This window comes from Nautilia lithotrophica, assembly GCF_054656815.1.
The window spans coordinates 230,930-255,977 of the sequence record NZ_BAAHXN010000001.1; the positions used below are offsets into that span (position 1 = coordinate 230,930).

Annotated in this window: 24 protein-coding genes, 1 tRNA gene and 1 pseudogene; 10 read left to right on the plus strand and 16 right to left on the minus strand. The window is 34.7% G+C overall.

Annotated elements, in window-relative coordinates; genetic code table 11:
• Positions 1–12: 12 nt before the first annotated feature.
• A complete protein-coding gene (locus tag ACYQ19_RS01185; protein ID WP_459977538.1) occupies positions 13–1,239 on the plus strand; it encodes a M16 family metallopeptidase in 1,227 nt (408 codons plus the stop codon).
• Here the strand turns inward: ACYQ19_RS01185 and ACYQ19_RS01190 are convergent.
• From ACYQ19_RS01190 to secA, 8 genes are all read right to left on the minus strand, one after another.
• Positions 1,225–1,746, minus strand: coding sequence for a methyltransferase family protein (locus tag ACYQ19_RS01190; RefSeq protein ID WP_459977540.1), 522 nt, complete (start codon positions 1,744–1,746; stop codon positions 1,225–1,227). The two genes, ACYQ19_RS01185 and ACYQ19_RS01190, sit on opposite strands and share 15 nt — an antisense overlap.
• The gene (locus ACYQ19_RS01195; RefSeq protein WP_459977542.1) at positions 1,743–2,402 is read right to left on the minus strand and encodes a YggS family pyridoxal phosphate-dependent enzyme; all 660 of its coding nucleotides are present in this window, start codon (positions 2,400–2,402) and stop codon (positions 1,743–1,745) included. Before ACYQ19_RS01195 ends, ACYQ19_RS01190 begins: the two co-directional genes overlap by 4 nt.
• Position 2,403: 1 nt before the next feature.
• Positions 2,404–3,447, minus strand: a complete 1,044-nt coding sequence (rseP, locus tag ACYQ19_RS01200; RefSeq protein WP_459977544.1) for an RIP metalloprotease RseP — start codon at positions 3,445–3,447, stop codon at positions 2,404–2,406.
• Positions 3,444–4,013 (minus strand): CDP-diacylglycerol--glycerol-3-phosphate 3-phosphatidyltransferase, encoded by a 570-nt coding sequence (gene pgsA, locus ACYQ19_RS01205; RefSeq protein WP_459978232.1) that lies wholly within the window; start codon positions 4,011–4,013, stop codon positions 3,444–3,446. The genes rseP and pgsA overlap by 4 nt, the downstream gene beginning before the upstream one ends.
• 23 nt (positions 4,014–4,036) lie before the next feature.
• On the minus strand, positions 4,037–4,816 hold the full coding sequence (locus tag ACYQ19_RS01210; RefSeq protein WP_459977546.1) for an enoyl-ACP reductase: 780 nt from the start codon (positions 4,814–4,816) through the stop codon (positions 4,037–4,039).
• 9 nt (positions 4,817–4,825) lie between these two features.
• Entirely contained in the window at positions 4,826–5,692 is an 867-nt protein-coding gene (gene dapA / locus ACYQ19_RS01215) for a 4-hydroxy-tetrahydrodipicolinate synthase (RefSeq protein ID WP_459977548.1), read from the minus strand.
• Between the two features lie 64 nt (positions 5,693–5,756).
• Positions 5,757–6,950: an FtsX-like permease family protein gene (locus ACYQ19_RS01220; protein ID WP_459977550.1), complete on the minus strand. Its 1,194-nt coding sequence runs from the start codon at positions 6,948–6,950 to the stop codon at positions 5,757–5,759.
• Between the two features lie 2 nt (positions 6,951–6,952).
• Positions 6,953–9,604: a preprotein translocase subunit SecA gene (secA, locus tag ACYQ19_RS01225; protein ID WP_459977552.1), complete on the minus strand. Its 2,652-nt coding sequence runs from the start codon at positions 9,602–9,604 to the stop codon at positions 6,953–6,955.
• A 52-nt stretch (positions 9,605–9,656) separates the two neighbouring features.
• Between secA and lolA the strand changes: the two genes are divergently transcribed.
• Positions 9,657–10,169 carry a LolA-like outer membrane lipoprotein chaperone gene (lolA, locus tag ACYQ19_RS01230; protein ID WP_459977554.1) on the plus strand — a complete coding sequence of 171 codons (513 nt, stop codon included), beginning with the start codon at positions 9,657–9,659 and terminating at the stop codon, positions 10,167–10,169.
• Here lolA and ACYQ19_RS01235 read toward each other — a convergent pair.
• The 4 genes from ACYQ19_RS01235 to ACYQ19_RS01250 form a co-directional block, all read right to left on the minus strand.
• A complete protein-coding gene (locus ACYQ19_RS01235; protein WP_459977556.1) occupies positions 10,153–10,932 on the minus strand; it encodes an inositol monophosphatase family protein in 780 nt (259 codons plus the stop codon). The two genes, lolA and ACYQ19_RS01235, sit on opposite strands and share 17 nt — an antisense overlap.
• A gap of 43 nt (positions 10,933–10,975) precedes the next feature.
• Positions 10,976–11,854: a protease HtpX gene (htpX, locus tag ACYQ19_RS01240; protein ID WP_459977558.1), complete on the minus strand. Its 879-nt coding sequence runs from the start codon at positions 11,852–11,854 to the stop codon at positions 10,976–10,978.
• Positions 11,855–11,944: 90 nt separating this feature from the next.
• Entirely contained in the window at positions 11,945–13,459 is a 1,515-nt protein-coding gene (locus ACYQ19_RS01245; RefSeq protein ID WP_459977560.1) for an MFS transporter, read from the minus strand.
• A gap of 132 nt (positions 13,460–13,591) precedes the next feature.
• The gene (locus ACYQ19_RS01250) at positions 13,592–14,917 is read right to left on the minus strand and encodes an adenosylmethionine--8-amino-7-oxononanoate transaminase (RefSeq protein ID WP_459977562.1); all 1,326 of its coding nucleotides are present in this window, start codon (positions 14,915–14,917) and stop codon (positions 13,592–13,594) included.
• A gap of 163 nt (positions 14,918–15,080) precedes the next feature.
• Between ACYQ19_RS01250 and ACYQ19_RS01255 the strand changes: the two genes are divergently transcribed.
• From ACYQ19_RS01255 to ftsZ, 3 genes are read left to right on the plus strand one after another with little or no spacing between them, the layout of a single operon-like run.
• Positions 15,081–16,517 (plus strand): peptidylprolyl isomerase, encoded by a 1,437-nt coding sequence (locus ACYQ19_RS01255; RefSeq protein WP_459977564.1) that lies wholly within the window; start codon positions 15,081–15,083, stop codon positions 16,515–16,517.
• 10 nt (positions 16,518–16,527) lie between these two features.
• Positions 16,528–17,844, plus strand: a complete 1,317-nt coding sequence (gene ftsA, locus ACYQ19_RS01260) for a cell division protein FtsA (protein WP_459977566.1) — start codon at positions 16,528–16,530, stop codon at positions 17,842–17,844.
• 9 nt (positions 17,845–17,853) lie between these two features.
• Positions 17,854–18,960: a cell division protein FtsZ gene (gene ftsZ, locus ACYQ19_RS01265; RefSeq protein WP_459977568.1), complete on the plus strand. Its 1,107-nt coding sequence runs from the start codon at positions 17,854–17,856 to the stop codon at positions 18,958–18,960.
• Positions 18,961–18,965: 5 nt separating this feature from the next.
• Here the strand turns inward: ftsZ and ACYQ19_RS01270 are convergent, their stop codons facing one another.
• Positions 18,966–19,745, minus strand: a complete 780-nt coding sequence (locus tag ACYQ19_RS01270) for an MlaE family ABC transporter permease (protein WP_459977570.1) — start codon at positions 19,743–19,745, stop codon at positions 18,966–18,968.
• A 49-nt stretch (positions 19,746–19,794) separates the two neighbouring features.
• Between ACYQ19_RS01270 and fliL the strand changes: the two genes are divergently transcribed.
• From fliL to ACYQ19_RS01295, 5 genes are all read left to right on the plus strand, one after another.
• Entirely contained in the window at positions 19,795–20,319 is a 525-nt protein-coding gene (fliL, locus tag ACYQ19_RS01275) for a flagellar basal body-associated protein FliL (protein WP_459977572.1), read from the plus strand.
• Entirely contained in the window at positions 20,319–20,675 is a 357-nt protein-coding gene (acpS, locus tag ACYQ19_RS01280; RefSeq protein ID WP_459977574.1) for a holo-ACP synthase, read from the plus strand. Before fliL ends, acpS begins: the two co-directional genes overlap by 1 nt.
• A gap of 17 nt (positions 20,676–20,692) precedes the next feature.
• Positions 20,693–20,769 (plus strand) — tRNA-Arg (locus tag ACYQ19_RS01285).
• A gap of 257 nt (positions 20,770–21,026) precedes the next feature.
• Complete coding sequence (locus tag ACYQ19_RS01290) at positions 21,027–21,698, plus strand: DNA/RNA non-specific endonuclease (RefSeq protein WP_459977576.1); 672 nt, start codon at positions 21,027–21,029, stop codon at positions 21,696–21,698.
• A 48-nt stretch (positions 21,699–21,746) separates the two neighbouring features.
• Entirely contained in the window at positions 21,747–23,207 is a 1,461-nt protein-coding gene (locus ACYQ19_RS01295) for a hypothetical protein (RefSeq protein WP_459977578.1), read from the plus strand.
• Here the strand turns inward: ACYQ19_RS01295 and ACYQ19_RS01300 are convergent.
• The 3 genes and pseudogenes from ACYQ19_RS01300 to ACYQ19_RS01310 form a co-directional block, all read right to left on the minus strand.
• Complete coding sequence (locus ACYQ19_RS01300) at positions 23,200–24,249, minus strand: DNA cytosine methyltransferase (protein WP_459977580.1); 1,050 nt, start codon at positions 24,247–24,249, stop codon at positions 23,200–23,202. The two genes, ACYQ19_RS01295 and ACYQ19_RS01300, sit on opposite strands and share 8 nt — an antisense overlap.
• Before the next feature lie 4 nt (positions 24,250–24,253).
• Positions 24,254–24,694: a very short patch repair endonuclease gene (locus ACYQ19_RS01305; RefSeq protein ID WP_459977582.1), complete on the minus strand. Its 441-nt coding sequence runs from the start codon at positions 24,692–24,694 to the stop codon at positions 24,254–24,256.
• A gap of 118 nt (positions 24,695–24,812) precedes the next feature.
• Positions 24,813–25,046: pseudogene (locus ACYQ19_RS01310) on the minus strand (DUF1643 domain-containing protein); the annotation flags it as partial.
• Between the last annotated feature and the right edge of the window lie 2 nt (positions 25,047–25,048).

The window sequence follows — 25,048 nt, forward strand, 5'->3', positions numbered from 1 at the left end:
AAAAGGCTTTGAATGCTTCATAAATTTTATACTCACAAACTAAAAAACAACCTTGAAGTAATCGCAATACCTATGAACAGAGGCTCTAACGTAATCACGAGCAATATTTACTACAAAGTCGGAAGCAGAAACGAAATAATGGGCAAAAGCGGAATTGCCCATATGCTTGAACATATGAACTTCAAATCCACAAAAAACCTCGCTGAAGGGGAATTTGACAAAATAGTAAAAAGCCTCGGAGGAGTAGACAACGCATCCACCGGATTTGACTATACGCACTATTACATTAAAACTTCAAGTGTGTATCTTGATAAAACGTTTGAGCTTTTCAGTGAAGTTATGGAAAACCTGAATCTAAATGACGATGAGTTTCAACGTGAAAGAAAAGTAGTATATGAGGAAAGACTCTGGAGAACGGATAACAATCCTATCGGATATCTTTATTTCAGACTTTTTAACAACACCTATCTTTACCATCCGTATCACTGGACGCCTATCGGATTTAAAGAAGATATTTTAAACTGGAGTATCGAAGATATCCGCTCATTTCATAAAACGTTTTACCAGCCGAAAAACGCGTTTTTACTCGTTGCAGGGGATATAAACCCGGAAGATGTATTCAGTTCTGCGGAAAAATATTTCTCACACATTAAAAACAGAAAAAAAATACCGAAAGTCCATATGAAAGAGCCTGAACTTGATGGGGACAGACATGTAATCCTAAAAAGAGACACTGAAGTCGATATAGTAGCCGTTGCTTACAGAATTCCCGACTTCAGACATGAAGACCAGTTTGCACTCAGTGCATACAGCGAGATACTCAGCGGTGGAAAAAGCGGTGTTTTGCGTGAGAAACTTATAAACAAAAAGGCCCTTGTAAGTGAAGTGTATGCGTATAATATGGAATTAATCGACCCGGGCGTGTTTTTGGCTCTTGCAATATGTAACCCGGGAGTAAGTCCTGATTTGGTGGAAAAAGAACTTAAAAAAGAACTCTTAAATACAAAAATTACCAAAAAAGCATTAAATAAAGTTAAAAACCAGACCAAAATGGACTTTTTAACTCAGCTTGAAAGCAGCTCGGGAGTTAGCAACATTTACGGAGATTATTTTGCAAAAGGCGATATTGCGCCGCTTCTTGAATATGAAGAAAAAATCAACGCTTTAACACCTGAGAAGGTAGAAGATATAAAAAAATATTTTGATAAAAGTGTAACAGTAAAATTAATCAAAAAATAATTTTTTAAAACACTCTTTTGTTTTTGGAAAAAGGGGTGTTTTTTCTTTATATTTCAGATAATCTTCTCCAAATTTCATATATGCTTCTTTTTCTTCAAGCGTAATTACCATAATAAATATAAAAAACGCTTCAAGCGGAGCAATAAAGAGTATAAAACTCGGAAGGCCCAAAAAAAGCGCAATCCCAAAAGGCAGAAGCACAAGTCCGAAAAGCATCGGATGCCTGGTGCATTCATATATTCCTGACGTAACCAGTTTATTGGTCTCAAGCCTTGGAATATCACCTTCGCGTCCATATCTGTTTAATTCTCTGCCGCCTACCGCTGCGGCATGAAAAGCAAATTTAAGGACAAAATACCCAATAATTAATGTGATTATATGAAAAAGAGGATTAAAAAGAAGAGATTTAAAATATTTAAAATCAAAATAAAGAGAAAGGGCAATACCCCCGAGTATTAAAACCAGCCATATAAAAATCCTGATTATTACCGAAGGTGTTGTTTTCATAGGTATGAATTTAAAAGGGCGCTTCCGACTCTAATCATATTACTGCCCTCTTCTATCGCAATTTCAAAATCACCGCTCATACCCATCGAGCATATTTTTGCCCCGTAAGGTTTTAGTTTTTCAAATATATCGTATGTGAGTCTGAAACTTTTTCTAATTTCCGCTTCATCATCCACATGCGCACCTATGGTCATTACACCCTGCAAGTTGATATTTGGCAGATTTTCTTTGATTTTCAAATATGTTTCAACCGCAAGTTCCGGAGCCAGACCATGTTTTGTAGGCTCTTTTGCAGAGTTAATTTCCAAAAGACACCTTACAGGTTTATCGGCTCTTTTATTGATAGCCTCCGCTAATTCATAAGAATTGATTGACTGAATCATGAAAGGATTTAGTTTAAGAAGCTTATTAATTTTGTTTTTTTGGAGGTTTCCTATAAAATGCCACTCAATCGGAAGATCGCTAAGTGCGTTTACCTTATCTTCCATATCCTGAACCCTATTTTCGCCAAAAGCTCTTTGGCCTTCCGCATAAAGTTTTCTAAGAGGTTCGGTGTCTTTTGTATATTTAGTAACGGCAACGATTTGAACAATTAAATGTTCGCTTCTTCTAAGTCTTGCGGCTTCCACTCTTTGTATTAATTCATCTAAAGTCATTTTACCCTCCTATGAGTCTGTGTAAGTCGTTGTATATTCCTATAAGCATCAAGCTTCCGAGTATTATCCATCCTCCTATTGTGAGTTTTACCATTATCTCTTCGCTGACTTCCCTTTTAAAAACCGCTTCGTAAAGGTTAAACATAATATGCCCGCCGTCAAGCGCCGGAATCGGAAGAAGGTTTAAAACACCCAAGTTTACGCTTAAAAGTGCTGCCAATAGTAAAAGAGGCTGCCATCCGTAATCTGCTACTTTTGCCGTAATATCCACAATTCCTATAGGTCCGCTTAGTGTATTAAGCCCTACGGCCCCAGTTATAAGTTTCTGAACGCCCTTAATTATAAGCATCGAATCATAAACAAACTTATCCCATGCTACTTTTACGGCTTCAAATGGCGAATAGTGAACTTTTACTATATCACCGCTCGGGATGATTCCGACTATTTTTCTTTTAATTTCTTCGTTGAAAATATTTTTTTGGAGTTCGATTTTAGGTTTTAGATCAATACTCAAATATCTGTTATTTCTCTCAATAAGCAGATGTAATATGTCAGATTTCTGGATTATTGGTGAAATTTCATCCCATGATTTAATTTCAATCCCGTTTATTTTTACAATTTTGTCACCAGGTTTAAGCACTTTTGCCGCAGGGGTGTCGGGTATTGTTTTACCTATTACGGGTGCAAGTTTCGTCCATCCTGTAAACGCTATAAAAAGATAAATCAAAAATGCAAGCAAAAAGTTAAACCCGGGACCGCCTAAAAGGATTAATATTCTCTGCCAAGGTGTTTTAGAATTATATGAATCCGGATCGCTATTTTTAAGATAAGGATTTGTATCGTCCTGTCCTTTCATTTGAACATATCCGCCAAGAGGTATGGCACTGAGACACCAGTTTGTATCCCCGAACTTTTTACATATCAGCTTTTTACCAAATCCTATTGAAAAAACTTCTACTTTAACGCCGACAAGTTTTGCCATAAGAAAATGCCCAAGCTCATGAAAAAAAATCAAAAAAGAAAGTATTATAATAGCACTGATCATCTTTGAGCTTTCACATATACTTTTACGTAGTCATATCCGCTGTAAAGCGTAAGAATTACGGCTATCCACAATAAGCAATTAGCGCAAGGCCAGTTCATTAGCAAAAACCCTATGGCTCCCATTTGAGAGACGGTTTTAACTTTCCCCGCAAACGAAGCCTTTACGCTTAATCCCTCCTGAACCATCGCGATTCTAAGGGCGGTTATAAAAAACTCCCTAACTAATATAAGATAAATTGCCCAGGCATTTGCCCTATGCAGATATAAAAGCCCCAAAAAAGCCCCGAGTATCAACATTTTATCGGCAAGAGGGTCTAAAATTTCCCCTAATTTGCTGCTTGCTTCAAAATTTCTGGCAATATATCCGTCAAAAAAATCGGTCACACTTGCAATTACAAAAATCAAAGCGGCAAAGTAATCAAGCCAGCTTTCATGAATTCCGGAAAAAAAATCTCTGTTTACTAAAAAAAGATACATCAAAAATGCCATAAATACTCTGATAAAAGCTAAAATATTAGGTATGTTTTTAAGCCGTTTTTTCCATTCTTCGTATTTATAAAGCTTCATTCCATCTTCAGTGATTATAGACATTAACCAATCTTTCCTCCAAATGTCGTTCCACCATCAACAACTATCGTCTGTCCGGTAATCCAGCTTGCTTCATCCGTGCATAAAAAGTATGTAATTCCTGCAAGGTCTTCCGGCACTCCCATTCTGTTAAGAGGGCTTCTTTTTTCAACTTCAGCTTTTACTTCTTCATAGTTTGGAAACGCTTTAAGCGCATCGGTATCTATCGGCCCGCCGCTTACCGCATTAACTCTTATACCCCATTCACCAAGTTCTGCAGCTGCATATTTAACCATAGTTTCAACAGCAGCTTTGCTTGAACCGTGTCCTGCGTAGTTTGGTGTATATACAAGATTACCTGTGGAGCTTAGTGAAATTATACTTCCACCCCCTATTTTTTGCATTCTTTTGGCAGCTTCCTGGGCACCAACCACAAAAGCATTAACTGTTGCAGTAAAAATATTACAGATTCCTTTAGGCTTTAATCTCATAAAAGGACCGAATCCACCTACGACCGCTCTACCGCTGATTATTGCGTTTGAGACGAAAAAGTCAACTCTGTCAAAATCTTCATCTATAAGCTTAAAAAGATCTTTGTATGTTTCAGGTTCTAAAATATTGAGTTTGTATGCTTTTGCTTTAATGCCGTATTTTTCTTCCCACTCTTTTGCAAGATTGTTTGCAATTTCTTCGTTTGAATTATATGTAAAAGCTATATTGATTCCCTCTTTTGCAAATCTTTCGGCAATTGCTTTTCCGATACCTCTTGTTGCACCGCTTATTACTAACGTTTTACCTTTCATCAACTTCCTTTATAAATATTTTTTTAAAATTTCTTTGATTTTTGCTTTGTTATCATCACTAGGTTCGCAAAGTGGCAGTCTGTATTCAAGTGACGGAATAAGTCCTGCTTCATACATAGCGAATTTGATAGGGATCGGATTACTTTCAATAAATAAAATTTTATTAAGATCATAAAGCTCTTCATTTATCGCTCTGCTGGTATCAAAATCACCTTTTAAAGCGCTGTGGATCAAATCTGCTATTCTGTTTGGCAGAAGGTTTGAAGTAACGGAAATACATCCTTTCCCACCACTTGCCATAATTGGATAATTTATGGCGTCATCACCGCTTATCACACTTATATTGCTGTTTGCACAAAGTGCCACTACGTTTTCTATTTTTCCCGTTGCTTCTTTTATCGCTACTATATTCTCGACGTCATTAAATAGCCTTATTGCTGTTTCCACTTCAATGTTACTACATGTTCTTCCAGGCACATTATATAACACCACAGGAATATCTATTGCATTTGCCAATGCTTTGTAATGTTCATATAGCCCTCTTTGTGTAGGCTTATTGTAATATGGCGATACGCTTAAAACCGCATCGGCACCTTTGGATTGGGCAAATTTAGCCAGGTCTATACTTTCATGTGTGGAATTACTTCCGGCACCTGCCAAAACTTTCGTATTTGTGCCTTTACATACTTCTACGGCTATTTCTATGCATCTTTTATGTTCGTCATGAGTTAAAGTGGCACTCTCACCTGTTGTTCCAACCGGCACTACCCAGTCAATTCCGTTATCAATCTGTCTTTGGATAAGGTTAGCATACGTTTCTTCATCTACTTTTCCGTTTCTAAACGGGGTTATAAGAGCGGTCATAGCACCTTGCATAAAACGTCCTTTTTTACGAAATTATATCACAATTCAAAATGTTTCATTTTTATTTTCATTCTCTTTATTCATATCTCAGTGTTTCAAGCACATCCGTTTTGCTGGCTTTAATCGCCGGATAAATGCTTGAAAGTATAACGATTACAAAAGCACCGAATATTATCAGTCCGAAATCCACAAGGCTCAGGTCTATTGGCAGTCTGCTCACGCCATAAACGTCGGCCGGTAGTTTTATAATGTCAAACGTTTTTAAAACCCATATTCCAATACCGCCTAGCAAAGCACCAAATGTAATACCTAAAACACCGATGAAAGTTCCGAGTTTTAAAAAAATGGATTTCACTTCTTTAGGACTCGCCCCAAGAGAAAGCATCAATGCTATCTCTTTTCTTTTACTCATTATCATCATAAGAAGTGAACTTATAATATTAAGTGCGGCAACTATAATTATGAGCATCAACACCAAAAAAAGTGCTCTTTTTTCCATTTTAAGAGCTGCAAAAAAATTTCCGTTTTGCTGCCACCAGCCAATTACTCCCACACCTGGGGGGACAATTTGTTTAATTTTATCAATGTCTTTAAAGGGATTTGGACTCCAAATATGAATTCCGCTGTAGTTTTTCTGATGTAAAATTCTTTTAAGACCTTCTATATTCATATATGCTATACCTTTATCGTATGCGATAAGGCCGCTGTTAAACACTCCCGCAATTTTTACTTTTTTAAGTATAGGCGATATACCAAACCCCATAGGTGATAGTTTTGAAAAAATCATAATTACCTTTTCACCCTTTGCAATTCCAAGATCTGAAAAAAGTCTGCTTCCGATTACCACATCAAAAAGCCCTGGCTTTTTAATATCTTTAACCGCATTTTTAAAAATATAATTTATTTTTGCCTCTTTTTTAAAATCAACACCATAAAGCATAACGCCGTTTAAAGAGTTTTTTTGAATAACTGCACTGCTTTCTATGTATGGGGAATATTTGAAATCGGGAAATTTTTTTTGAAGTTTGGCAAGCAGTTTATCATCAACTTCCACAAGGGAAGAATAGATTGTTATTGGATAATTCATAACTTTAAGTTTTTTTTCGAATTCTTTATCCATCCCGTTCATTATGCCCATGGCTATCATAAGCGTGGCAACACCGGTCATAATGCCAAGAAAGGCCAAAATAAAACTTATGTAAATAAAAGGATGTTTTTTATCAAACCTTAGATATCTTTTAATTATAAAATTAACGAACTTTTTATTCATTTTTAAAATTTAGGGCTTTTCCCGCAGCAGTCTTTATATTTTTTACCGCTGCCGCACGGGCACGGATCATTTCTTTTTACTCTTTTTTTTTGCTGTTTTGCTTCAAATTCCGCTTTTAACGCTTCAGTCTGGGCTTCTAGCTGTTTCATTATTTCATCTACGTCGGCATTTTCCATATCTTCCGGCACTTCCGGAATGGCATTTAGAATATCATCAATATTTTTACCCTTAATAGCATCCATAAATTCCGCAATATCAGGGTCAATTTCCGGCTGCTGGTATTCTATTTGCAAATTATGAAGTATTTTCATACTTTCTATTTTAATTCTTTGAATAAGCTCTTGGAAGAGATTAAAACTCTCTTTTTTATACTCAACAAGAGGGTCTTTTTGATTATATCCTCTAAGTCCGATACCGGTTTTTAAAATATCCATCATATAAAGATGATCTCTCCAGCTCTCATCAAGAACCTGAAGCATAACCTGTCTTTGAATTCTGTTTTTATCTTCAGGTGACGCTTCTTCGAATTTTTTCTCATACTCTTCTTTTAATCTGTTTACGAGATATTCTTTAAGAGCTTCATAGTCTTTTCCGCTAAGTTCATCTTTAGTAAATTCAACCCCGGTATATTCTTTAAGATGAGCTATTAAGTTCTCAAGGTCAAAATCTTCTTCAAGCGAATGTGGGAAAATATCAGCTTCACTTAAAATATACTCTACAAATTCGTTTCTTATTTCATTTATTTTAGCTTCTATGTCGTAATTAGGATCAAGCAGCTGATCACGGAATGCATAAATAACTTTTCTCTGCTCATTAGCAACATCATCGTATTTTAAGATATGTTTTCTGGCCTCAAAATGCATTGTTTCAACTTTTTTCTGAGCATTTTCAATCGCACGGCTTACTATTTTGGAATCTATATGTTCACCTCTTTCGATACCGAGTCTGTCCATAATGTTTTTGATTCTGTCACTTCCGAAAATTCTTAAAAGATCGTCTTCCAAAGAAAGATAAAACTGACTCTCACCCGGATCACCCTGACGTCCCGAACGACCTCTTAGCTGATTGTCGATTCTTCTACTCTCATGTCTCTCAGTTCCGATAATATAAAGTCCGCCAAGTTCTCTTACTTCATCGTCTATTTTAATATCAACACCCCTACCAGCCATGTTTGTGGCAACTGTTACCGCACCTTTTTTACCGGCCTGTGCAATAATCTGGGCTTCTTTTTCGTGGTTTTTCGCATTTAAAACAGTATGAGGAATCTTTTCTTTTTTCAATAAATGGCTTAAATATTCACTTTTTTCAACGCTTGTAGTCCCTACTAAAACCGGCTGCCCTTTTTTGTGAAGCTCTTTTATTTTTTTAACAACCGCTTCAAATTTTTCTTCTTCCGTTTTATATACGAGGTCGTTTTTATCTTTTCTGATTACCGGTTTATTAGTAGGAATTGAAATAACTTCAAGTCCGTAAATTTCAATAAACTCCGTCGCTTCGGTCTGTGCTGTTCCTGTCATACCGGCAAGTTTTTTGTAAAGTCTGAAATAGTTCTGATATGTTGTTTCGGCAAAAGTCTGGGATTCTTCTTGAATTTCAACACCCTCTTTTGCTTCAAGCGCCTGGTGAAGACCTTCACTGAATCTTCTACCTTCTGCAATTCTTCCCGTAAACTCGTCAACTATTAAAACCTCACCTTTTCGGACAATATAATCTTTACCTTCCTGGAAAAGATAATTTGCTTTAAGTGCCTGGTCAAGATGATGAGCAAGAATAGCGTTTTCGGGTGTATATAAATTATCCACACCAAAGAGTTTTTCAGCTTCTTTAATCCCCTCTTCCGTTAATAAAACCACTTTATCTTTTTCATCAACTTTAAAATGCTCATCTTTTACAAGTTTTTTGGCAACTTCGTCGGCTCGGACGTAATCTTCCACTCTTTTATTGGCGGGTCCTGATATAATAAGAGGTGTTCTCGCCTCATCAATTAAAATTGAGTCAACTTCATCCACTATTGCGTAATAATGCCCTCTTTGAACTTTGTCGTTTATGTCAAACACCATGTTGTCTCTAAGATAATCAAACCCGAATTCGGTATTGGTCCCGTATGTAATGTCTTTGGCATAAGCTTCTTTTCTTTCGTAATCTTCCATTCCGCCAACTACACATCCGGTAGAAAAACCAAAAAATTCATAAAGTTTGCCCATTTCACTTGCATCTCTTTGGGCAAGATAATCGTTAACTGTTACAACGTGCACGCCTTTTCCGAGTATGGCATTTAATACTACCGGCAGTGTCGCTACAAGGGTTTTACCCTCACCAGTTTTCATTTCGGCGATTTTACCTTCGTGCAGAACCATACCACCGACTAATTGAACATCAAAATGTCTCATATTAAGAACTCTTTTGCTGGCTTCTCTTACCATTGCAAAAACATCATTGAGATATTTATTTAACGTTTCCTGTTCGTCCGCTCCGTTTTTTACTTCTTCAAGAATCTGATTTTTTATTTTATTGAACTCTTCTTTTATTTCTTCGTCGCTCATTTTTGAGTATTTATCTTCAAGAGCATTTATCTCTTTTACCCTGGCAAAATATTTTTTAAGTTCTCTGTCGTTTTTTGTTCCAAAAATTTTTCTAAATACGTGTTTTACCATCAAAAAAGCCTTTGCAAAGTTTTTTGTTATAATAACATAAAATGAATTGATAATGGAGAATGGAAAATTGAGAATTATCGTATTTAACTTATTACTGATGTTTAATCTGTTTGCTTTAAACCTGCCTGAATATTTCTCCGCAGATTTTATACAAAAAATTTATTCGGAAAACAATGTCTTAACATATAAAGGAAAAATTTATACCGATTCAAAAAAAGTTTTTTGGAAATATTCTTATCCGAATGAAAAGTATATCTGGATTAACAAAAAAGTAATTATTTATGAGCCTGATTTACTGCAGGTAACTATTTCAAAAAAACCGAAATTCAATCTTTTCGATGCGATTAAAAATGCCAAAAAAACAAAAAACAACGAATACATAGCAACTATAGACAACAAAAAAGTTAATTTTATATATGACAAATACCTTGAAAAAGCATGGTATATTGATGATGTAGGGAACAAAGTAGTAATAACATTTAAAAATCAGTCAACAAAAAATGTTGACCAATCATTATTTATGCCTAAATATCCAAAAGATGTGGATATTATTTATCAGAATTAAGAAGTTCTATTAATTTATTATGTATAAGGCCGTTTGATGCTACGATACATTTATCATTGAACATATCAAACTCTTCGCCTCTGTCGTTTGATATTTCACCACCCGCCTCTTTTACAATAAGCATTCCGGCGCTAACATCCCAAGGCTTTAAATTAATTTCATAAAACCCCTCGTATTTTCCTTCCGCCACATAACATAAATCCAGTGCGGCGCTTCCGAGCCTTCTTATATCCTGACATTTCGGAAGTATTTTATGAAGTCTGTTTATTACCAAATCCAAATCATCGGTATTATCGGCACTTGAATACGGAAAGCCTGTAGCTATCAAAGCTCTTTGGAAATAATCATTTTTGCTTATTTCAATTCTTTTATCGTTTTTATAGGCACCCTCACCTGAAATTGCCGTATAAAACTCATTAAGGATAGGATTATAAACAAAAGCAAATTTTGGCATTTTGTTCTCATATACTCCTACACTTATCGCACAATGCGGTATCTGATGGGCAAAATTGGTAGTCCCGTCAATCGGATCGATAATAATTGAATTGTCAAATTTGTCTTTTACCGATTCTTCGGCAATTATTGAATAATCAAATTTTTTAAACTCTTTTTTCAAAAATTCTTCGATTTTTACATCATATTCCGTCACCAGGTCTTTTTTACCTTTGAGGGTAATTTCTTTAGAGGAGTAAAACCCCTCTTTAAATATCTCCCCCGCCTTTAAAATTATCTCTTTAAATTCTTTAAATTTTTCATTTTCCACTTCTTTTTTCCTTCACAACTTAATTGCTTCACAACTTCACTACTTAAACATTATACCCCATCTCTCTTGCAACTTTTTTAATATTTTCAAGTCTTTTTTCAATCGGCGGATGTGAGCTGAAAAGATCCAAAAGGCCAACTATACCAAACGCTTTCATGTCACTCGGAAGAGCAACCTGCTCTTTTGGAATTTGACCGAGTTTTGCAAGAGCATAATAAATACCCTGCGGTCCGTCAAGTTTCACGGCACCCGCATCCGCCTTGTATTCTCTGTATCTGCTAAACCACATTGCAAGCATTGTAGCAAATATGCTAAGTAACATTTCAAGCGCGAAACTTATAGCCATATACGCAAAAGGACTTACGTTTCCTTCTTCGTCTTTAGGTGCGACAATCTGTGCAATAAGGCGTGAAATGAAAAATACAAACGTATTTAAAACACCCTGTAATAATGTCATCGTAATCATATCGCCGTGTTTGATATGACTAATTTCATGAGCAAGCACCCCTTCGATTTCGTCAAGTTCCATTAAATCAAAAAGACTCGTAGAAACCGCTACAAGTGCGTCGTTTCTGTTCCATCCCGTTGCAAATGCATTAGGCGGCCCGTCAAACACACCGACTTCCGGCATTCCGATACCGGCTTCTTTGGCAAGTTTTGCAACCGTATTTACAAGCCAGGCTTCAGCTTCATTGCTCGGGGATTCAATCACTCTGACACCCGCACTCATTTTTGCAAGCCATTTAGACATGAAAAGTGATATTAAAGCACCGCTGAAACCTACAATAAACGATAAAATCAAAAGTCCGCTAATCGTCCCCTGGTCTAATCTAATTCCAAAAAACGCTTCAATCAAAAATATCGTAAGATATATTGAAGCCATTACGGCAACATTCATTAAAATCAACATTACTATCGCCATACTTTATTCTCCTTTACTCAAGTTTTTTTAGTATTATAACTAAAACTTATATATTAGTCAACAATTTATCAAGTTTTATTTAAATTATTGTTAATTTCTTTTTACCACCATCAGATAATATATTGTAACAATCGGTATAGTAACATTAAGAACCGTAACTATTATCATTAGCAAACCCAAATTAGAATAATCCTGAGGAATGACAACCACGCCGTTTTCAACCACTTTTCTACTTACTACAAATATTTCGTTAAGATACTTAGTAAATAATCCTCCGGCCGTAAGTGCCAAATTCATAAGACTAGCCATTAAGGCAAACCAGGTAGCCCTTTTTCCTTCCGGCGCATAAATTGCTATTAATGTAAGCAAAGGTATCATACTAAGCTGCGCAAAAGGTGATTCAAGGGCAGTGTCTATAATCGCAACGGTTCTTGGATGAATACCTAAACTTTGAGGTATGTTGTAATATAAGCCTATTATAGGCAAAAACAAAATTGTTGTAATGATTGTAAGCCAAATAAGTGTATAATGCACCGGTTTTTTAGCTATAAAATCACTAAACAGCCACATTCCGAGAATTGAGAGAATAGCACCTATTTGTGAAAGTGTTCCGAAAAAAGCCTTATCAAAATGTAAAACATCTATTTCCCACCACTGAAGCCCGGGACCGACACTCGGCATCGCCCGGTAAACGAAAATAATAATTGCGGTTTTGATAATAAAACTTTTGGTTTTAGGATCTATATCATTTAAAAGAAGACTTAACATATAAGCAATAACACTAAAACTTACCAAAAACACAATTTCCTGGGAATATTTAAACACAAATGCCAATATTTGGTTATGCCACTGCTGATACTGCCCATACCCCATTAATACGACAAATACGGCAAACGCAAGCCCACCGCATAGTATTTTGCAATTTACAGGGCTCGGTTTTGCCACATCAAGTTTAACTATCGTTACACCAATTACTGATATCACGGGAATTATTAGTGAAATTTTAAAAATGGTCTCATACGAATATATCTGTGCAAGCCATCCGCTAAGCCCCGCTACCATTACACCGGCAAGAGATATAGCAAGGCGCCCTAAAATCTGCACGTAAGCAAGTTCTTCTTGAACTATTTCTTCAGGCTGGTTTCGATCAACCACTTCCGTGCTCATCGTATCCGCCACAACGTCCTGGAGCACAAACCCTATTACACTCAAAAGTGCAGATATTATATACACATTTTCTTTACTAGCAAATTTAGCCCACGGGTAATCCCCTGCAAGTCCAATTAAAAGTATGGTTCCGAGTGCTATAAGAGAAGCACCTATATATACATATACCCTTCTTTGTGATCCCAAAATCGGAACGCTGTCAACAAGTTGTCCAAAAACCATTTTAATAGTCCAGGGGATACTAAGCCAAACCCCCAAACTCACCAGTGCAGTCGCAGAAAGTTTAAGCTCTTCTTTAACCCAAAACGTCTCCGCAACTCCGCTTATACCGCTGGCCCCGTATGCAAAATATATCATCAAAAGCGGCAGATAACGCAGCTTAAAATGCCTGATAGGATTTAAAAGCGAATTTTTAATAGCTTCTTTAACATTTACCATTATTAATTCTCCATTTTTAAAATTATTTTAGTTTTAAGATTGAAGATTTCAAAATAAAATACCTAAATCTAAATTCTATCATTTTTACTTGCTACCTAAAACTCATGCTTCCTTATCCATTTCACAACTTAACTACTTACCTACTTTTTTTATTCCCTCATATGCCACATCAATCATTTTATCTATTTCATCATACTCGATAACATACGGCGGCATAAAATATATAACGTTACCAAGAGGTCTTAAAAGCACGCCGTTTTTAAGCCCGTATTCGTAAACTTTAAGCCCCCTTCTTTCCTGCCACGGATAATCAATCATTTCTATTGCCGTAATCATTCCTGTTTGGCGTATCTCTTTTACGTTTGGTAAATCTTTAAATTTTTGAATATTATCCCAAATATATTTTGATAATTTTTTGTTTCTTTCCAATACCGAATACCATTTTCCGTTTTCCATCTTCCATTGTTTCGTTTCAAAAATATCAAGCACTGCGTTTGCAGCCGCAATCCCAAGAGGGTTTGCAGTATATGAATGAGAATGTAAAAATGCTTTTAGTTCCTCATAATCGCAATAAAACGCCATATATATTTCATCCGTTGTAAGAACTACACTTAAAGGCAAATATCCACCGGTTAAACCTTTGCTAAGACACATAAAATCGGGTTTTATTCCAGCCTGTTCGCATGCGAACATAGTGCCGGTTCTGCCAAATCCCACAGCTATCTCATCTGCAATCATTAAAATATCATATTTATTACACAAATCTCTAAGCCCTTTAACAAACAAAGGCGAATGCATTTTCATATATCCGGCACACTGCACTAACGGTTCTATTATCAGTGATGATATTTTTTTATGATGTTTTTCAAAAATTTTTTCTGCTTCTTTTAGTGCTTTGTTTGCTTCTTCTTCACTTTGGTTTTTGGGAATCGGAATAGTTACGTTTTTAATTAAAATTTCTTTATATGTATCTTTATAAAGCCCGACATCACCTACACTCAAAGCCCCTATTGTTTCTCCATGATAAGAGTTTTTAAGACTTAAAAAAAGCTCCCTCACCTCCCCTTTGTTTTTCCAGTAATGAAACGCCATTTTTATTGCAACTTCCACGGCACTACTGCCGTTATCTGCGTAAAAAACTTTATCAAATCCGGTCAATTTACATAGTCTTTCACTAAGTTTAATTGCTCCTTCATGTGTAAATCCGGCAAAAATAACGTGTTCAAGAGTATTTAGCTGTTTATTTATTTTTTGATTTATATACTCGTTTGAATGTCCTAATATATTAACCCACCAGCTGCTAATAGCATCTATATATCTGTTTCCTTCAAAATCTTCAAGCCAAACCCCTTTAGCTTTTTTAATGGGAATTATTGGTAAAAATTCATGATCTTTCATTTGTGTGCATGGGTGCCAGTTAAATTTTAGGTCTTTTTGCATAATTTCTTGATTTTTCATTGAAAATCCCTTTTTTCAGGCGTTTTTTTTTATTATAATATCATAAAAAGTGGTGAAGCTACTAAGTAGATAAGTTGTGAAGTAAATGAAAAATGTAATACTTTAATAAAAACTTCACAACTTCACCACTTCACAACTTAATTACTAATTTAAAAGGAAAAATATGATTGAATGGATGCAGACGCATAGAAAATGGCTTGTAATTACTATATGGATTGCTACGATTGCTTTTATCGGTGCAGGATTTGTAGGATGGGGTCAGTTTCAGTTCGGAAGAAAAAGCTCAACCGTTGCAAAAATCAAAGACACAGAAGTAAGTATTCAGGACGTTCAGGAAGTTTATAATAATTTATTTCAGGAAAAAAACAGACAATTAGGCGGAACTTTAGACGATGCGACAGCTGAAAAAATGGGACTTAAAAAACAGGCATTTGATATGGCTATTCAGCAGGGAATTTTAAGACAATACGCCAAAGATTTAGGCATGTATGTAACGGATGAAGAAGTAGCAAAACAAGTTCTTCAATATTTCAAAGACAAAAAAACATATATTCAGTATTTAACTCAAACAGGCCAAAAAGCCAAAGATTTTGAAGAAAAACTGAAAAAACAGCTTTTAATTCAAAAACTATTAACTGCATTACACATCAAACCTTCAAAAACCCTTCAGTTAACGTTTGCAAGTGCTCTTTATAACAGCGACAATCTGGAAATAAAAATAATCAACAAATCATCGGTAAAAGTTAATCTTAGCGAAGACGAAATAAAAGCTTTCTGGGAACAAAACAAAGACAAATACCAATCACCGACAATGTATAAAATCGCTATCGTAAAAACCCCTATTAAAGGTGTGGCGACTGAAAATGATTTAAAAGCTTACTATAACGACAACAAAACAAACTACAGAAACGACAAAGGTGAAATTTTAACTTACGAAGAAGCAAAAAATCAGGTTAAAAAAGACTATCTTGCAAAAATATCTAAAAAAGACGCAATAATCGCATACAAAAAGCTCAAAGAAGGTGCCGAAAATTATGAACTATTAACACTTACTATTAACAATAAAATAATACCGGCTGAAAAAATGCAAAAACTGATTCAAACAGGGTATTTAAAACCTTTCGTTGACAAAGATGAATATATCAGCGCTAAACTTGTAGAAGAAATCAAACCAAAACCTCTTCCGTATGAAAAAGCAAAAGCATTGGTTACAAAAGATTTATTGCATATTAAAACACTGGCTGCACTTGAAAACAAAGCAAAAGAAACACTTAATAACTTTTCAGGACTGAAAACAGGATTTGTTACAAAATATGACGCAAATAAAATTAAAGGTTTAACACCTGAAGAAGCAACAGAATTTTTATTTACGGAATTCAGTCTTGAAAAAAACAAAAATTACCTTTTAATTCCGGCTTTAAATCCTCAAAAAGCCGTTGTTTACAAAGTTTTGGAACAGAAGTTGCTGGATAAAGCTAAATTTGAAAAAAACAAAGACCAAATTGCTGCAATGGCCGATGCTACTTTAAATGCAGCGTTACTTGACGATTTAATTAAAGATTTAATGGCAAAATACAATATTGTAAGTTATGTAAAATAAAGGAAGAACATTGAAATCAATTTTAGCTATTGATGTAGGTAGTTATAAAACCATCGCAATAATTGCCAACGTTGATGACGAACTATCTATAAGCGGGGTGGGAATAGCAAAAAGCAAAGGCATTAAAAAAGGTGCCATTACAAATATAGATGAAGCAGCAAAATCCATCAAACAAGCTGTAAGTGACGCTAAAAGAATAGCGGGAATTGAAATAAACAAAGCCATCGTTTCAATATCTTCAACATATACACAAAGTATAAAAAGTAATGGTATTGTTAATATTCCTGGCAATGAAGTTACCTTAAAAGAAATCAATAGAGCAATACAAACCGCTTTATATAATGCGACAATTCCAAATGATTACGTTGTTCTTCAGGCAATACCTTATGATTTCAAAGTGGATGAATTAAGTGAAATAGAAGACCCTCAGGGAATGAGCGGGAGCAGACTTGAAGTTTCTTTACATATAATAATAGCCCAAAAATCCGGTATGGAAAACCTTAAAAAAACATTCAAACAAGCAGGCATTGAAATAGCAAATATCGTAAACGCCGGATATGCGAGTGCCCTTGCCGTTTTAAACGAAGATGAGAAGGATTTAGGAGTAGCCGTAATTGATATCGGTGCAACCACTTCCGATTTAGCTATATATTTAAATAAAGCGTTAAGATATACAGACTTTTTAGCAGTCGGAAGCCATCATATTACAAGTGACCTGTCAATGGCGCTGCACACTACTCCGAGCGAAGCTGAGTATATAAAAACTCACTTTGAAGAGTTAATTAAAACTGATGAAGATTTAATTGAAATTTCGGTTATCGGAAACGAAAACGAAAAACAAAAAGCTTCTTTAACAACAATTACTCAGGTAATCAGCGCAAGAGTTGAAGAAACGTTTTTACTTCTGAACAAAGAAATCGAAAGAAGCGGACTTAAAAATAAACTCGGTGCCGGAATCGTTTTAACCGGCGGTTTTACAAATTTTTACAACGTAAAAGAAATAGCGTCTCAGTTTTTTGACGGACATCCGGTAAGAGTCGGAAAGCCGAAAGTCATAAACGGACTTGTAGAAAATCTGCAGGCCCCAGAATATGCCACTGTCATAGGATTATTATTATACGGAAACGGAGAAAACAACAAATACGAAAAAGATTCAAATCAGCAGTTTAAATCTGAACATGTTTTTGACATTCAGTTTGAAGAAGAATCAAATACTGAAACTAAACAAATGGATGAAAAGGAGGAACTAGCAAATATAGCATCTCAAAAATCTCAAAAAGTCAATCCATTCAAAAAACTAATAACATGGTTAAATAATTTATTTTAAGGGGAGAACATGAACGAACTATTCAAAATTAATGAAACAATAGACGGACCGGTAATAAAAGTAATTGGTGTTGGCGGCGGTGGAAACAATATGATTAATTATATTGCAACACAGGGAATTAAAGGCGTTGAATTAATAGCAGCCAATACCGACATTCAAGCGCTTAAAACAAGCAAAGCACATAAAAAAATCCAACTTGGATCTCGCCTTACAAACGGGCTTGGTGCCGGAATGAAACCGGAAATAGGAATGAAGGCTGCAGAAGAGACATATGAAGAAATCAAAGAAGCTCTCCAGGGGGCTGATCTTGTATTTATTTCAGCCGGAATGGGCGGTGGAACCGGAACGGGTGCAGCACCCGTAATAGCAAGAGCGGCTAAAGAAGTCGGAGCTCTAACGATCGGTGTAGTAACAAAACCTTTTCCATTTGAAGGTCCAAAAAGAAGAAAACTTGCCGAATCAGGAACTACCGAACTAAAACATGAAGCAAATTCCATAGTGGTAATACCTAATGAAAAACTGCTTACTATTATTGACAGAAAAGTAGGAAGAAGAGAAGCATTCGCACTTGTTGATGATGTTTTATATCAGGCTGTAGGCGGTATTTCAAATATGGTTATCAGTTATGGTGAAAACGATATCAATGTTGACTTTAACGACTTAAGAACCGTCATGTCACATCAGGGTCTTGCTCTTATGGGTATGGGACAAGATCAAGGTGAAAACGCGGCGTTTAATGCAATCAAAAAAGCAATAGAATCACCACTTCTTGACAATTTATCTATCGATGGTGCTATGGGTGTGCTTGTTCATTTTACACTTCATGACGATTATCCACTTGCGGAAATTGACGAAGGTATGAATATCGTATATGAAAAAGCTGACGAAGACGCTGATATTATATTCGGAACAACAACAGACAACAGCTTGGCGCCTGACGAAATAAAAGTCACAATCGTAGCTACAGGATTTGAAAAAAGCAAAGAAATGAAAAAACCTGTAAATGACATAAAAGAAGAAATTATGCAATCATTTACAAAAAAAGTAGTCGGTGGTATAGAGCTTGACAGCGACGCGCTTGATATTCCGGCATACTTAAGAAGAATGAAGGATTAATTCCTTCAAAAGATTAAATATAAAGCAGAAACTATATAATCCGCTACAAAAATTAAAATTGAAGAAATCACAACGGCTTTTGTGGTGCTAATTCCGACACCTTTCGCCCCTCCCCTTGTATTGTATCCTATATATGTCCCTACCGCACTGATTAAGTATCCAAATACAACACCTTTAACTATACCTTCTGTAAAATCATCAAATTCACCAAACTGCTTAATATTTTCAACATATGTATATCCGTTTACATCAAGCGTATATACTGAAATCAAATAAGCCCCGATATTAGCCACAGCATCAAAAAAAAGTATTAAAAGAGGCAAAGATATGATGGTGCCTAAAATTCTTGGAATTATAAGATATTGTTTTGAATCCACCGCCATTACGTCTAAAGCGTCTATCTGCTCCGTTACTCTCATACTTCCAAGTTCTGCCGCATAAGCACTTATTCCCCTACTCACCACCATCAGTGCTGCAAAAACGGGTCCTAATTCTTTACATATGGATATAAAGATCGTATATCCCATAAAATCTTCAACACCAAACTTATGAAAGCCGTTATATAACTGCACCGCTTCAACAAGTCCGGTAAAAAACGAAGTTAAAAATATAACGCCCAAGCTACCAAATCCCATAAAATTTATCTGTTCTAAAATCTGCTTGATTCTAAAAGGCGGTTTTATAAAAAGCGGCAATAGTTTCAATTGAAATATCGTAAATTTACCCAGCCCCTCTATAAAATCAATTGCACTTTTACCGATTATATAAAAGAAGTCGCTTATCAAAATAAACCTTTTTTGCTAAAATTATAACAAACTAATTCAAAGGATGAAAATGGCTGAAGAAAAAGAAAACCAAGAAGTTCAGGAAGAAAAAAAAGAAGGCGGAAGCAGTAAATTATTATTGATAGTAATAATTGTCCTTTTACTGATATTATTAATCGTAGGTGGTTTAGTGGCATATTTTCTATTAAGCGGGGGTGATGAAGAACAAGCCAACCAGCCTCAAGAGCCTCAAAAAATAGAGAAAAAGAAAAAAGTAGAAAATATGACTGAAATAGGTCCTATATATCCGCTCGACCAATTTATAGTAAATCTTGTATCAAATAATTCAAGCAGATATTTAAAATGTAAAATTGACCTTGAACTTGATTCGCCTGAATTACAACAAGAAGTTGACAAAAAACTTCCTGCAATAAGAGATTTAATCATTAGAATTCTTTCAAGCAAAACCGTAGAAGAGATTCAAACGGCAAAAGGTAAAGAAAAATTAAAAGAAGAAATAAAAAGAAAAATAAATGAAATTCTTACAACCGGTGAAATAAGACACGTTTACTTTACGGAGTTTGTAATTCAATAATGATAGGTATTGATATTGTTTCTATTCCAAGAATTGAAAAAATGATAAACAAATTCGGAAACAGGGCTTTAAAAAAATTTTTAAACGAATCGGAAATAAACCTTATAAAATCCCCGCAGACAGCGGCCGGTTTCTGGGCTGCCAAAGAAGCAATATCAAAAGCTTTAGGATGCGGAATAGGCTCTGAGCTTTCTTTTCACGACATAAACATATCAAAGACATCTAAAGGAAAACCAATAGCCTTTTTGACAAAAGAAAAATATAAATACTTTAATATCGAAAAAATCGATATTTCCATCACTCACGAAAAAGAATTCGCAATAGCAGCCGCCATTGTTTTAAAAAACCAATTTTGATATAATTCCATTCGTTTGTCCCCGTAGCTCAGTTGGATAGAGCACCACCCTGCGGAGGTGGGGGTCGTGCGTTCGAATCGCGCCGGGGACGCCAAGCCTACATTTACATATCCCCTAAAATTCGGTAATTTCTGCGATAATCTAATTCAAAAAGTAAACTTAAAAAGTAAACCTGAGGCATATGCGGAATCCGAAAAAACAAATCGATTAAAATTTTAATTAGTACAAAAAACTATTAGTTTTCATTCATATACGTCCCGGGAGGAAAACGGAAGGATTTATTTGCTAAAATTTCTTTTTAAATACTGAACCGATAAATAACAATAACTGAAGTTTAAAAGGAATCCGCAAATGTTTAAAAAACTATTAGTTTTAATACCCGCCCTGCTTTTAGCTTTTCAGTCGAAATTTACGCCTCACCTAAATAAATATTTTGAAGACCACAAATGCGACATCGTTTTACACAAAAAAGCTTTCGACATTTGTTACAGCTGCGGTAAAAAAGAACCCGATTTTGTAGCCTATACTCTTTATGGAAATTTAGTTAATCAGAACAATTATTCGAAAAAACATATTAGTTTTAAACCAGATTACGAACTGCCGAGAAAATGCCGCTCGTATTCTAACGATTATACGCATTCAGGATACGACCGGGAACATAATGCTCCGAATGCGAGCTTTGATTATGAGAGGGGAATCCAAAAAGAAACGTTTTTGATGAGCAACATAAGTCCGCAAGCAAAATGGTTAAACCGCAAATATTGGGCAAAAGTGGAGAGATTCGCGAGATTTGAAGCGGTCAAATATGGAAAGGTAGAAGTAATTACGGGAAGCTGTGGAAGCATAGGAAAGTTAAAGAACAACGTTAATATTCCTAAGTGGTGGTTTAAAATTATTTATGTACCTAAAATAAATAAAACTATTAGTTTTTTAGTCCCGAATACCAGTAAAGGTATGAAAAAAGCAAAGTTAAAAGAGTATTTAAGTAATATAAAGAAAATAAAAGAAATCTGCGATTATTAGGTTTTAATTTGGTTATAATTATTCATTAATAAAAATAAAGGGAGAAAAATGGGGCTATTATGTAATGTGGACGAATTTACTAATTCATTAGGACAAATGGTAGAATTATTGGAAGACGAATATATTGAAAAAAAAGGCTTAAAACCAACCGAAATACCAAAATTAAACGAATTTAGAAATTTCGTAAAATATATTTACGAAAAATTTAAAAACGCGGAAATTAAGTCGTATGAAGAACTCGTGGAAAAATTAAACAATTTTGAGGCGACCAATTTTAAAAATTGTCAAATTAAAGCCGAAGATGTAAAAAATATAGTTAATTATATGGGACTACTTTTGGACGCAGTGCAAATTTTAAAGGAATCCACGGATAGGTATCAAAAAATAAAGGGAATGTTGGAAAAATCTCTCGAAAGAACTGGGCATACTTTTATTTTGAATGAATTAAACGAAGAAGAATTAAATTTCATTTTGTCCGAAATTAGAAAAACGACGGCGTTATTAATTATGCTTGAAATTATGATGAGAATCAGTGGAACAAAAATCAACCCTTTGGCTAATTTAAGAAGAAGTATGAGCGATAGATATCCCGAAGAATATTTTGCTAATTTAATGGCGGGATGGGTTGCGGAAATATCTTTTAAAGAAAAAATTTTGGAATTACCTTTACAAAGAACCGGTGTAGACCAGAATTATAACTTATTTCTTGAAAGACCTAAAGATATGGGAGTCGCAGATTTTCTTTACGATGGAAAACGAATAGAATTACAAAGAACTTCTCCAGATAAATTCAAAATCAAAAAAAACAATGATTTTTATATTATAGACACTCCTTTAAAATTACATAAAATTACAAACTCAGACATTATTGTTTTGTGGATTGGTGGAATAAACGAAATAGAAAATATTATTAAATGTGATAACGATAAAAAAGGAATATTATATTTAATTCGATTGAATCCTTTGCTAAAGATTCTTACGATAAAAATTAAAACGAGCGTCTTATCCGTACCAAAACCAACAAAAAAAGGAAGTAATGAATATAAAGAGGCTTTCGAAAAAATTAAAAAAATTACAAAAGACTTAAATAATATTAAAAACTTGTTATCGCCAAAATCAAATGGAAATCTACTGTGGAGTTTCATTAATTTTAAGAATTTTCTTAAACAAAGTGGAAAATTAGAATTGATTAATCGAATTTTAGAATATACCCAAAAAGTAAAGTCTGAAATTGTATTTTTAAAAAAAGAATTAAGCCTTCTTGACAAACCTCAAGAGAAAAGGGATTTTATCGTTAAGCATATCGATTCAATAAAAAATTTAAAAGAAAAAACGGAATTTTTATCTTCGATTTTAAATGAGTTTAACAAGGAAGTCGAAAATAGCAATGTACCAATAGACGAGAAAATTACTTATGTTTCTAATAGTGGGAACGAAAAAGTAGTAATTGAAACGAAGAATCCAGAAATATATTGTAGCGATACGATTATAGAGAAAATATTTAATTAAAACTTTTTAAAATTTGTTCTGCGATAGCTTTACCAAGAAGGGGCGGAACCGCGTTTCCCACTTGGATTCTTTTATCCGTATCGCTTCCGTAAAATACGAAATCGTCCGGAAAGCTTTGGATTCTTGCCGCTTCTCTTAAAGTAAGAGCCCTGTTATATTGAGGATGGATACAATTACTGCTTGATGGCACGCAATAGTTTCTGGTAATGGTTGGCGCCGGCTCATCCCATTTTATTCTTTTATAAGTATTTTTATACCCGGAAGTAGGTCTCAATTCTTCCGGCATATTCAAAAATACTTCGTGAGCCGATTTTCCTTCGGGTATAAATTTCATCATTTCCAGTAATTTATTGGAATGATTTTTTGCTTCGTGTTCGGTTAAAACTTCTGGAGATTTTCTTCTATAATACCTTTGTAAATCGTTTTGGGGTTCGGTTAAATATCTTTCCGCTTTTTCTCCAGCGTGAATTTCCGGTAAATCCGAAGTCGCGTCCCTAAAAGACCATTCAAAATTCAAAGGCTCCGGAAATTCTATTTTCTTATCCAAGGCCCCTATTATAATAAATCTTTCTCTGTTTTGAGGGACTCCGTAATCTTTTGCGTTTAGTACCCCAAAAGTCAATTCGTAGCCCAACGAGTCAAAAAGGTCCAATATTTCTCTTAAAAGGATTCCTTTCGCAAAACTCGGAAATCCTTTAACGTTTTCAAAAACGAATACTTGCGGTTTCACTTCTTTTATGATTCTCGCATATTCCTTTACGAGTAACGCCCTTTTATCGTCCAAAGCCCTTTTACCTACGGTAGAAAATGCTTGACAAGGAGGTCCGCCTAATATAACGTCTATTTGACTAAAGATTTCGTTTAATCTTTTTCCTTTAAATTCAAAAATGTCTTCCATTAAAACTTCGGAATAATCGTGATTTTCTTTAAAACTTCTTAAAGCGGGTTCCCATACGTCAATTCCATATTTAACTTTCAATCCCGCTAACTCAAAGCCAAAACTAAAACCTCCGGCTCCACAAAACAAATCAACTACGTTCATTATATTAACCCTTTATTTTTTTATTTTCGTTTTTCTTGTTTTCTAAAACTTCTTTTATTTTATTTACTACCTCTTCCGTATTTTTGATTATTTCGTTTCCCCAAAACCTTAAAACGGTCCAGCCTTCTTCTTTTAGAATCTGATTAACTTTTTTGTCTCTTTCTATGTTTCTCAAAATTTTGGATTCCCAAAAATCCTTATTTCTTTTAAACTTCTCACCTTCTAAAAATTTTTTGCCGTGCCAAAATTCGCTGTCACAAAAAACGGCAATTTTATATTTTTTAAAACAAATATCCGGTTTGCCAAAGACGTCTTTACAATTAATCCTATATCTTATTCCTTCGTTCCATAAAGCTTTTCTAAGAATTATTTCTATTTTCGTATTTTTGGATTTGATTTTTTTCATTCTTTCGGAAGTCTTTTTGTCGGTAACGAGTTTTTTCAATTAGAAAATCCTTTTATCAAACCTCTTTGAGAGAAATTTTACTTAAAAAGAAGCATTAAAACAAGGTAAGAAATTTTGAAACTTTACAAAGAAATTTTAAAAACTAAGAATTTTCTATCATTTTTCCTGGCTCTGTGGCCCTGTAAGCAAACAAATTCAACATATAAAATCCTACATATCCCCATTTTTTAGCATAAGCTATACATTTCCTAACAGTTGGGTCATCTATAGTTTCATCAGCAGTGGAAGGATTTAATCCAATAAACACTATTTTTTCTTTTGTATCGTCCCATATTCTCGATAATACATATCTATATTTCCTGTTTTTTGAAAAAATTGCATTTTTTTGCATTA

What these genes read in the sequence shown, in the direction of transcription:
- ACYQ19_RS01295 (WP_459977578.1), top strand. Translation starts at nt 21,747, where the DNA reads ATGGGGCTATTATGTAATGTGGACGAATTTACTAATTCATTAGGACAA.
- acpS (WP_459977574.1), top strand. Translation starts at nt 20,319, where the DNA reads ATGATAGGTATTGATATTGTTTCTATTCCAAGAATTGAAAAAATGATA.
- ACYQ19_RS01245 (WP_459977560.1), bottom strand. Translation starts at nt 13,459, where the DNA reads ATGGTAAATGTTAAAGAAGCTATTAAAAATTCGCTTTTAAATCCTATC.
- pgsA (WP_459978232.1), bottom strand. Translation starts at nt 4,013, where the DNA reads ATGAAGCTTTATAAATACGAAGAATGGAAAAAACGGCTTAAAAACATA.
- ACYQ19_RS01190 (WP_459977540.1), bottom strand. Translation starts at nt 1,746, where the DNA reads ATGAAAACAACACCTTCGGTAATAATCAGGATTTTTATATGGCTGGTT.
- ACYQ19_RS01250 (WP_459977562.1), bottom strand. Translation starts at nt 14,917, where the DNA reads ATGAAAAATCAAGAAATTATGCAAAAAGACCTAAAATTTAACTGGCAC.
- ACYQ19_RS01210 (WP_459977546.1), bottom strand. Translation starts at nt 4,816, where the DNA reads ATGAAAGGTAAAACGTTAGTAATAAGCGGTGCAACAAGAGGTATCGGA.
- lolA (WP_459977554.1), top strand. Translation starts at nt 9,657, where the DNA reads ATGGAGAATGGAAAATTGAGAATTATCGTATTTAACTTATTACTGATG.
- ACYQ19_RS01220 (WP_459977550.1), bottom strand. Translation starts at nt 6,950, where the DNA reads ATGAATAAAAAGTTCGTTAATTTTATAATTAAAAGATATCTAAGGTTT.
- fliL (WP_459977572.1), top strand. Translation starts at nt 19,795, where the DNA reads ATGGCTGAAGAAAAAGAAAACCAAGAAGTTCAGGAAGAAAAAAAAGAA.
- ACYQ19_RS01290 (WP_459977576.1), top strand. Translation starts at nt 21,027, where the DNA reads ATGTTTAAAAAACTATTAGTTTTAATACCCGCCCTGCTTTTAGCTTTT.
- dapA (WP_459977548.1), bottom strand. Translation starts at nt 5,692, where the DNA reads ATGCAAGGTGCTATGACCGCTCTTATAACCCCGTTTAGAAACGGAAAA.
- ftsZ (WP_459977568.1), top strand. Translation starts at nt 17,854, where the DNA reads ATGAACGAACTATTCAAAATTAATGAAACAATAGACGGACCGGTAATA.
- ACYQ19_RS01255 (WP_459977564.1), top strand. Translation starts at nt 15,081, where the DNA reads ATGATTGAATGGATGCAGACGCATAGAAAATGGCTTGTAATTACTATA.
- rseP (WP_459977544.1), bottom strand. Translation starts at nt 3,447, where the DNA reads ATGATCAGTGCTATTATAATACTTTCTTTTTTGATTTTTTTTCATGAG.
- secA (WP_459977552.1), bottom strand. Translation starts at nt 9,604, where the DNA reads ATGGTAAAACACGTATTTAGAAAAATTTTTGGAACAAAAAACGACAGA.
- ACYQ19_RS01300 (WP_459977580.1), bottom strand. Translation starts at nt 24,249, where the DNA reads ATGAACGTAGTTGATTTGTTTTGTGGAGCCGGAGGTTTTAGTTTTGGC.
- htpX (WP_459977558.1), bottom strand. Translation starts at nt 11,854, where the DNA reads ATGGCGATAGTAATGTTGATTTTAATGAATGTTGCCGTAATGGCTTCA.
- ACYQ19_RS01185 (WP_459977538.1), top strand. Translation starts at nt 13, where the DNA reads ATGCTTCATAAATTTTATACTCACAAACTAAAAAACAACCTTGAAGTA.
- ACYQ19_RS01195 (WP_459977542.1), bottom strand. Translation starts at nt 2,402, where the DNA reads ATGACTTTAGATGAATTAATACAAAGAGTGGAAGCCGCAAGACTTAGA.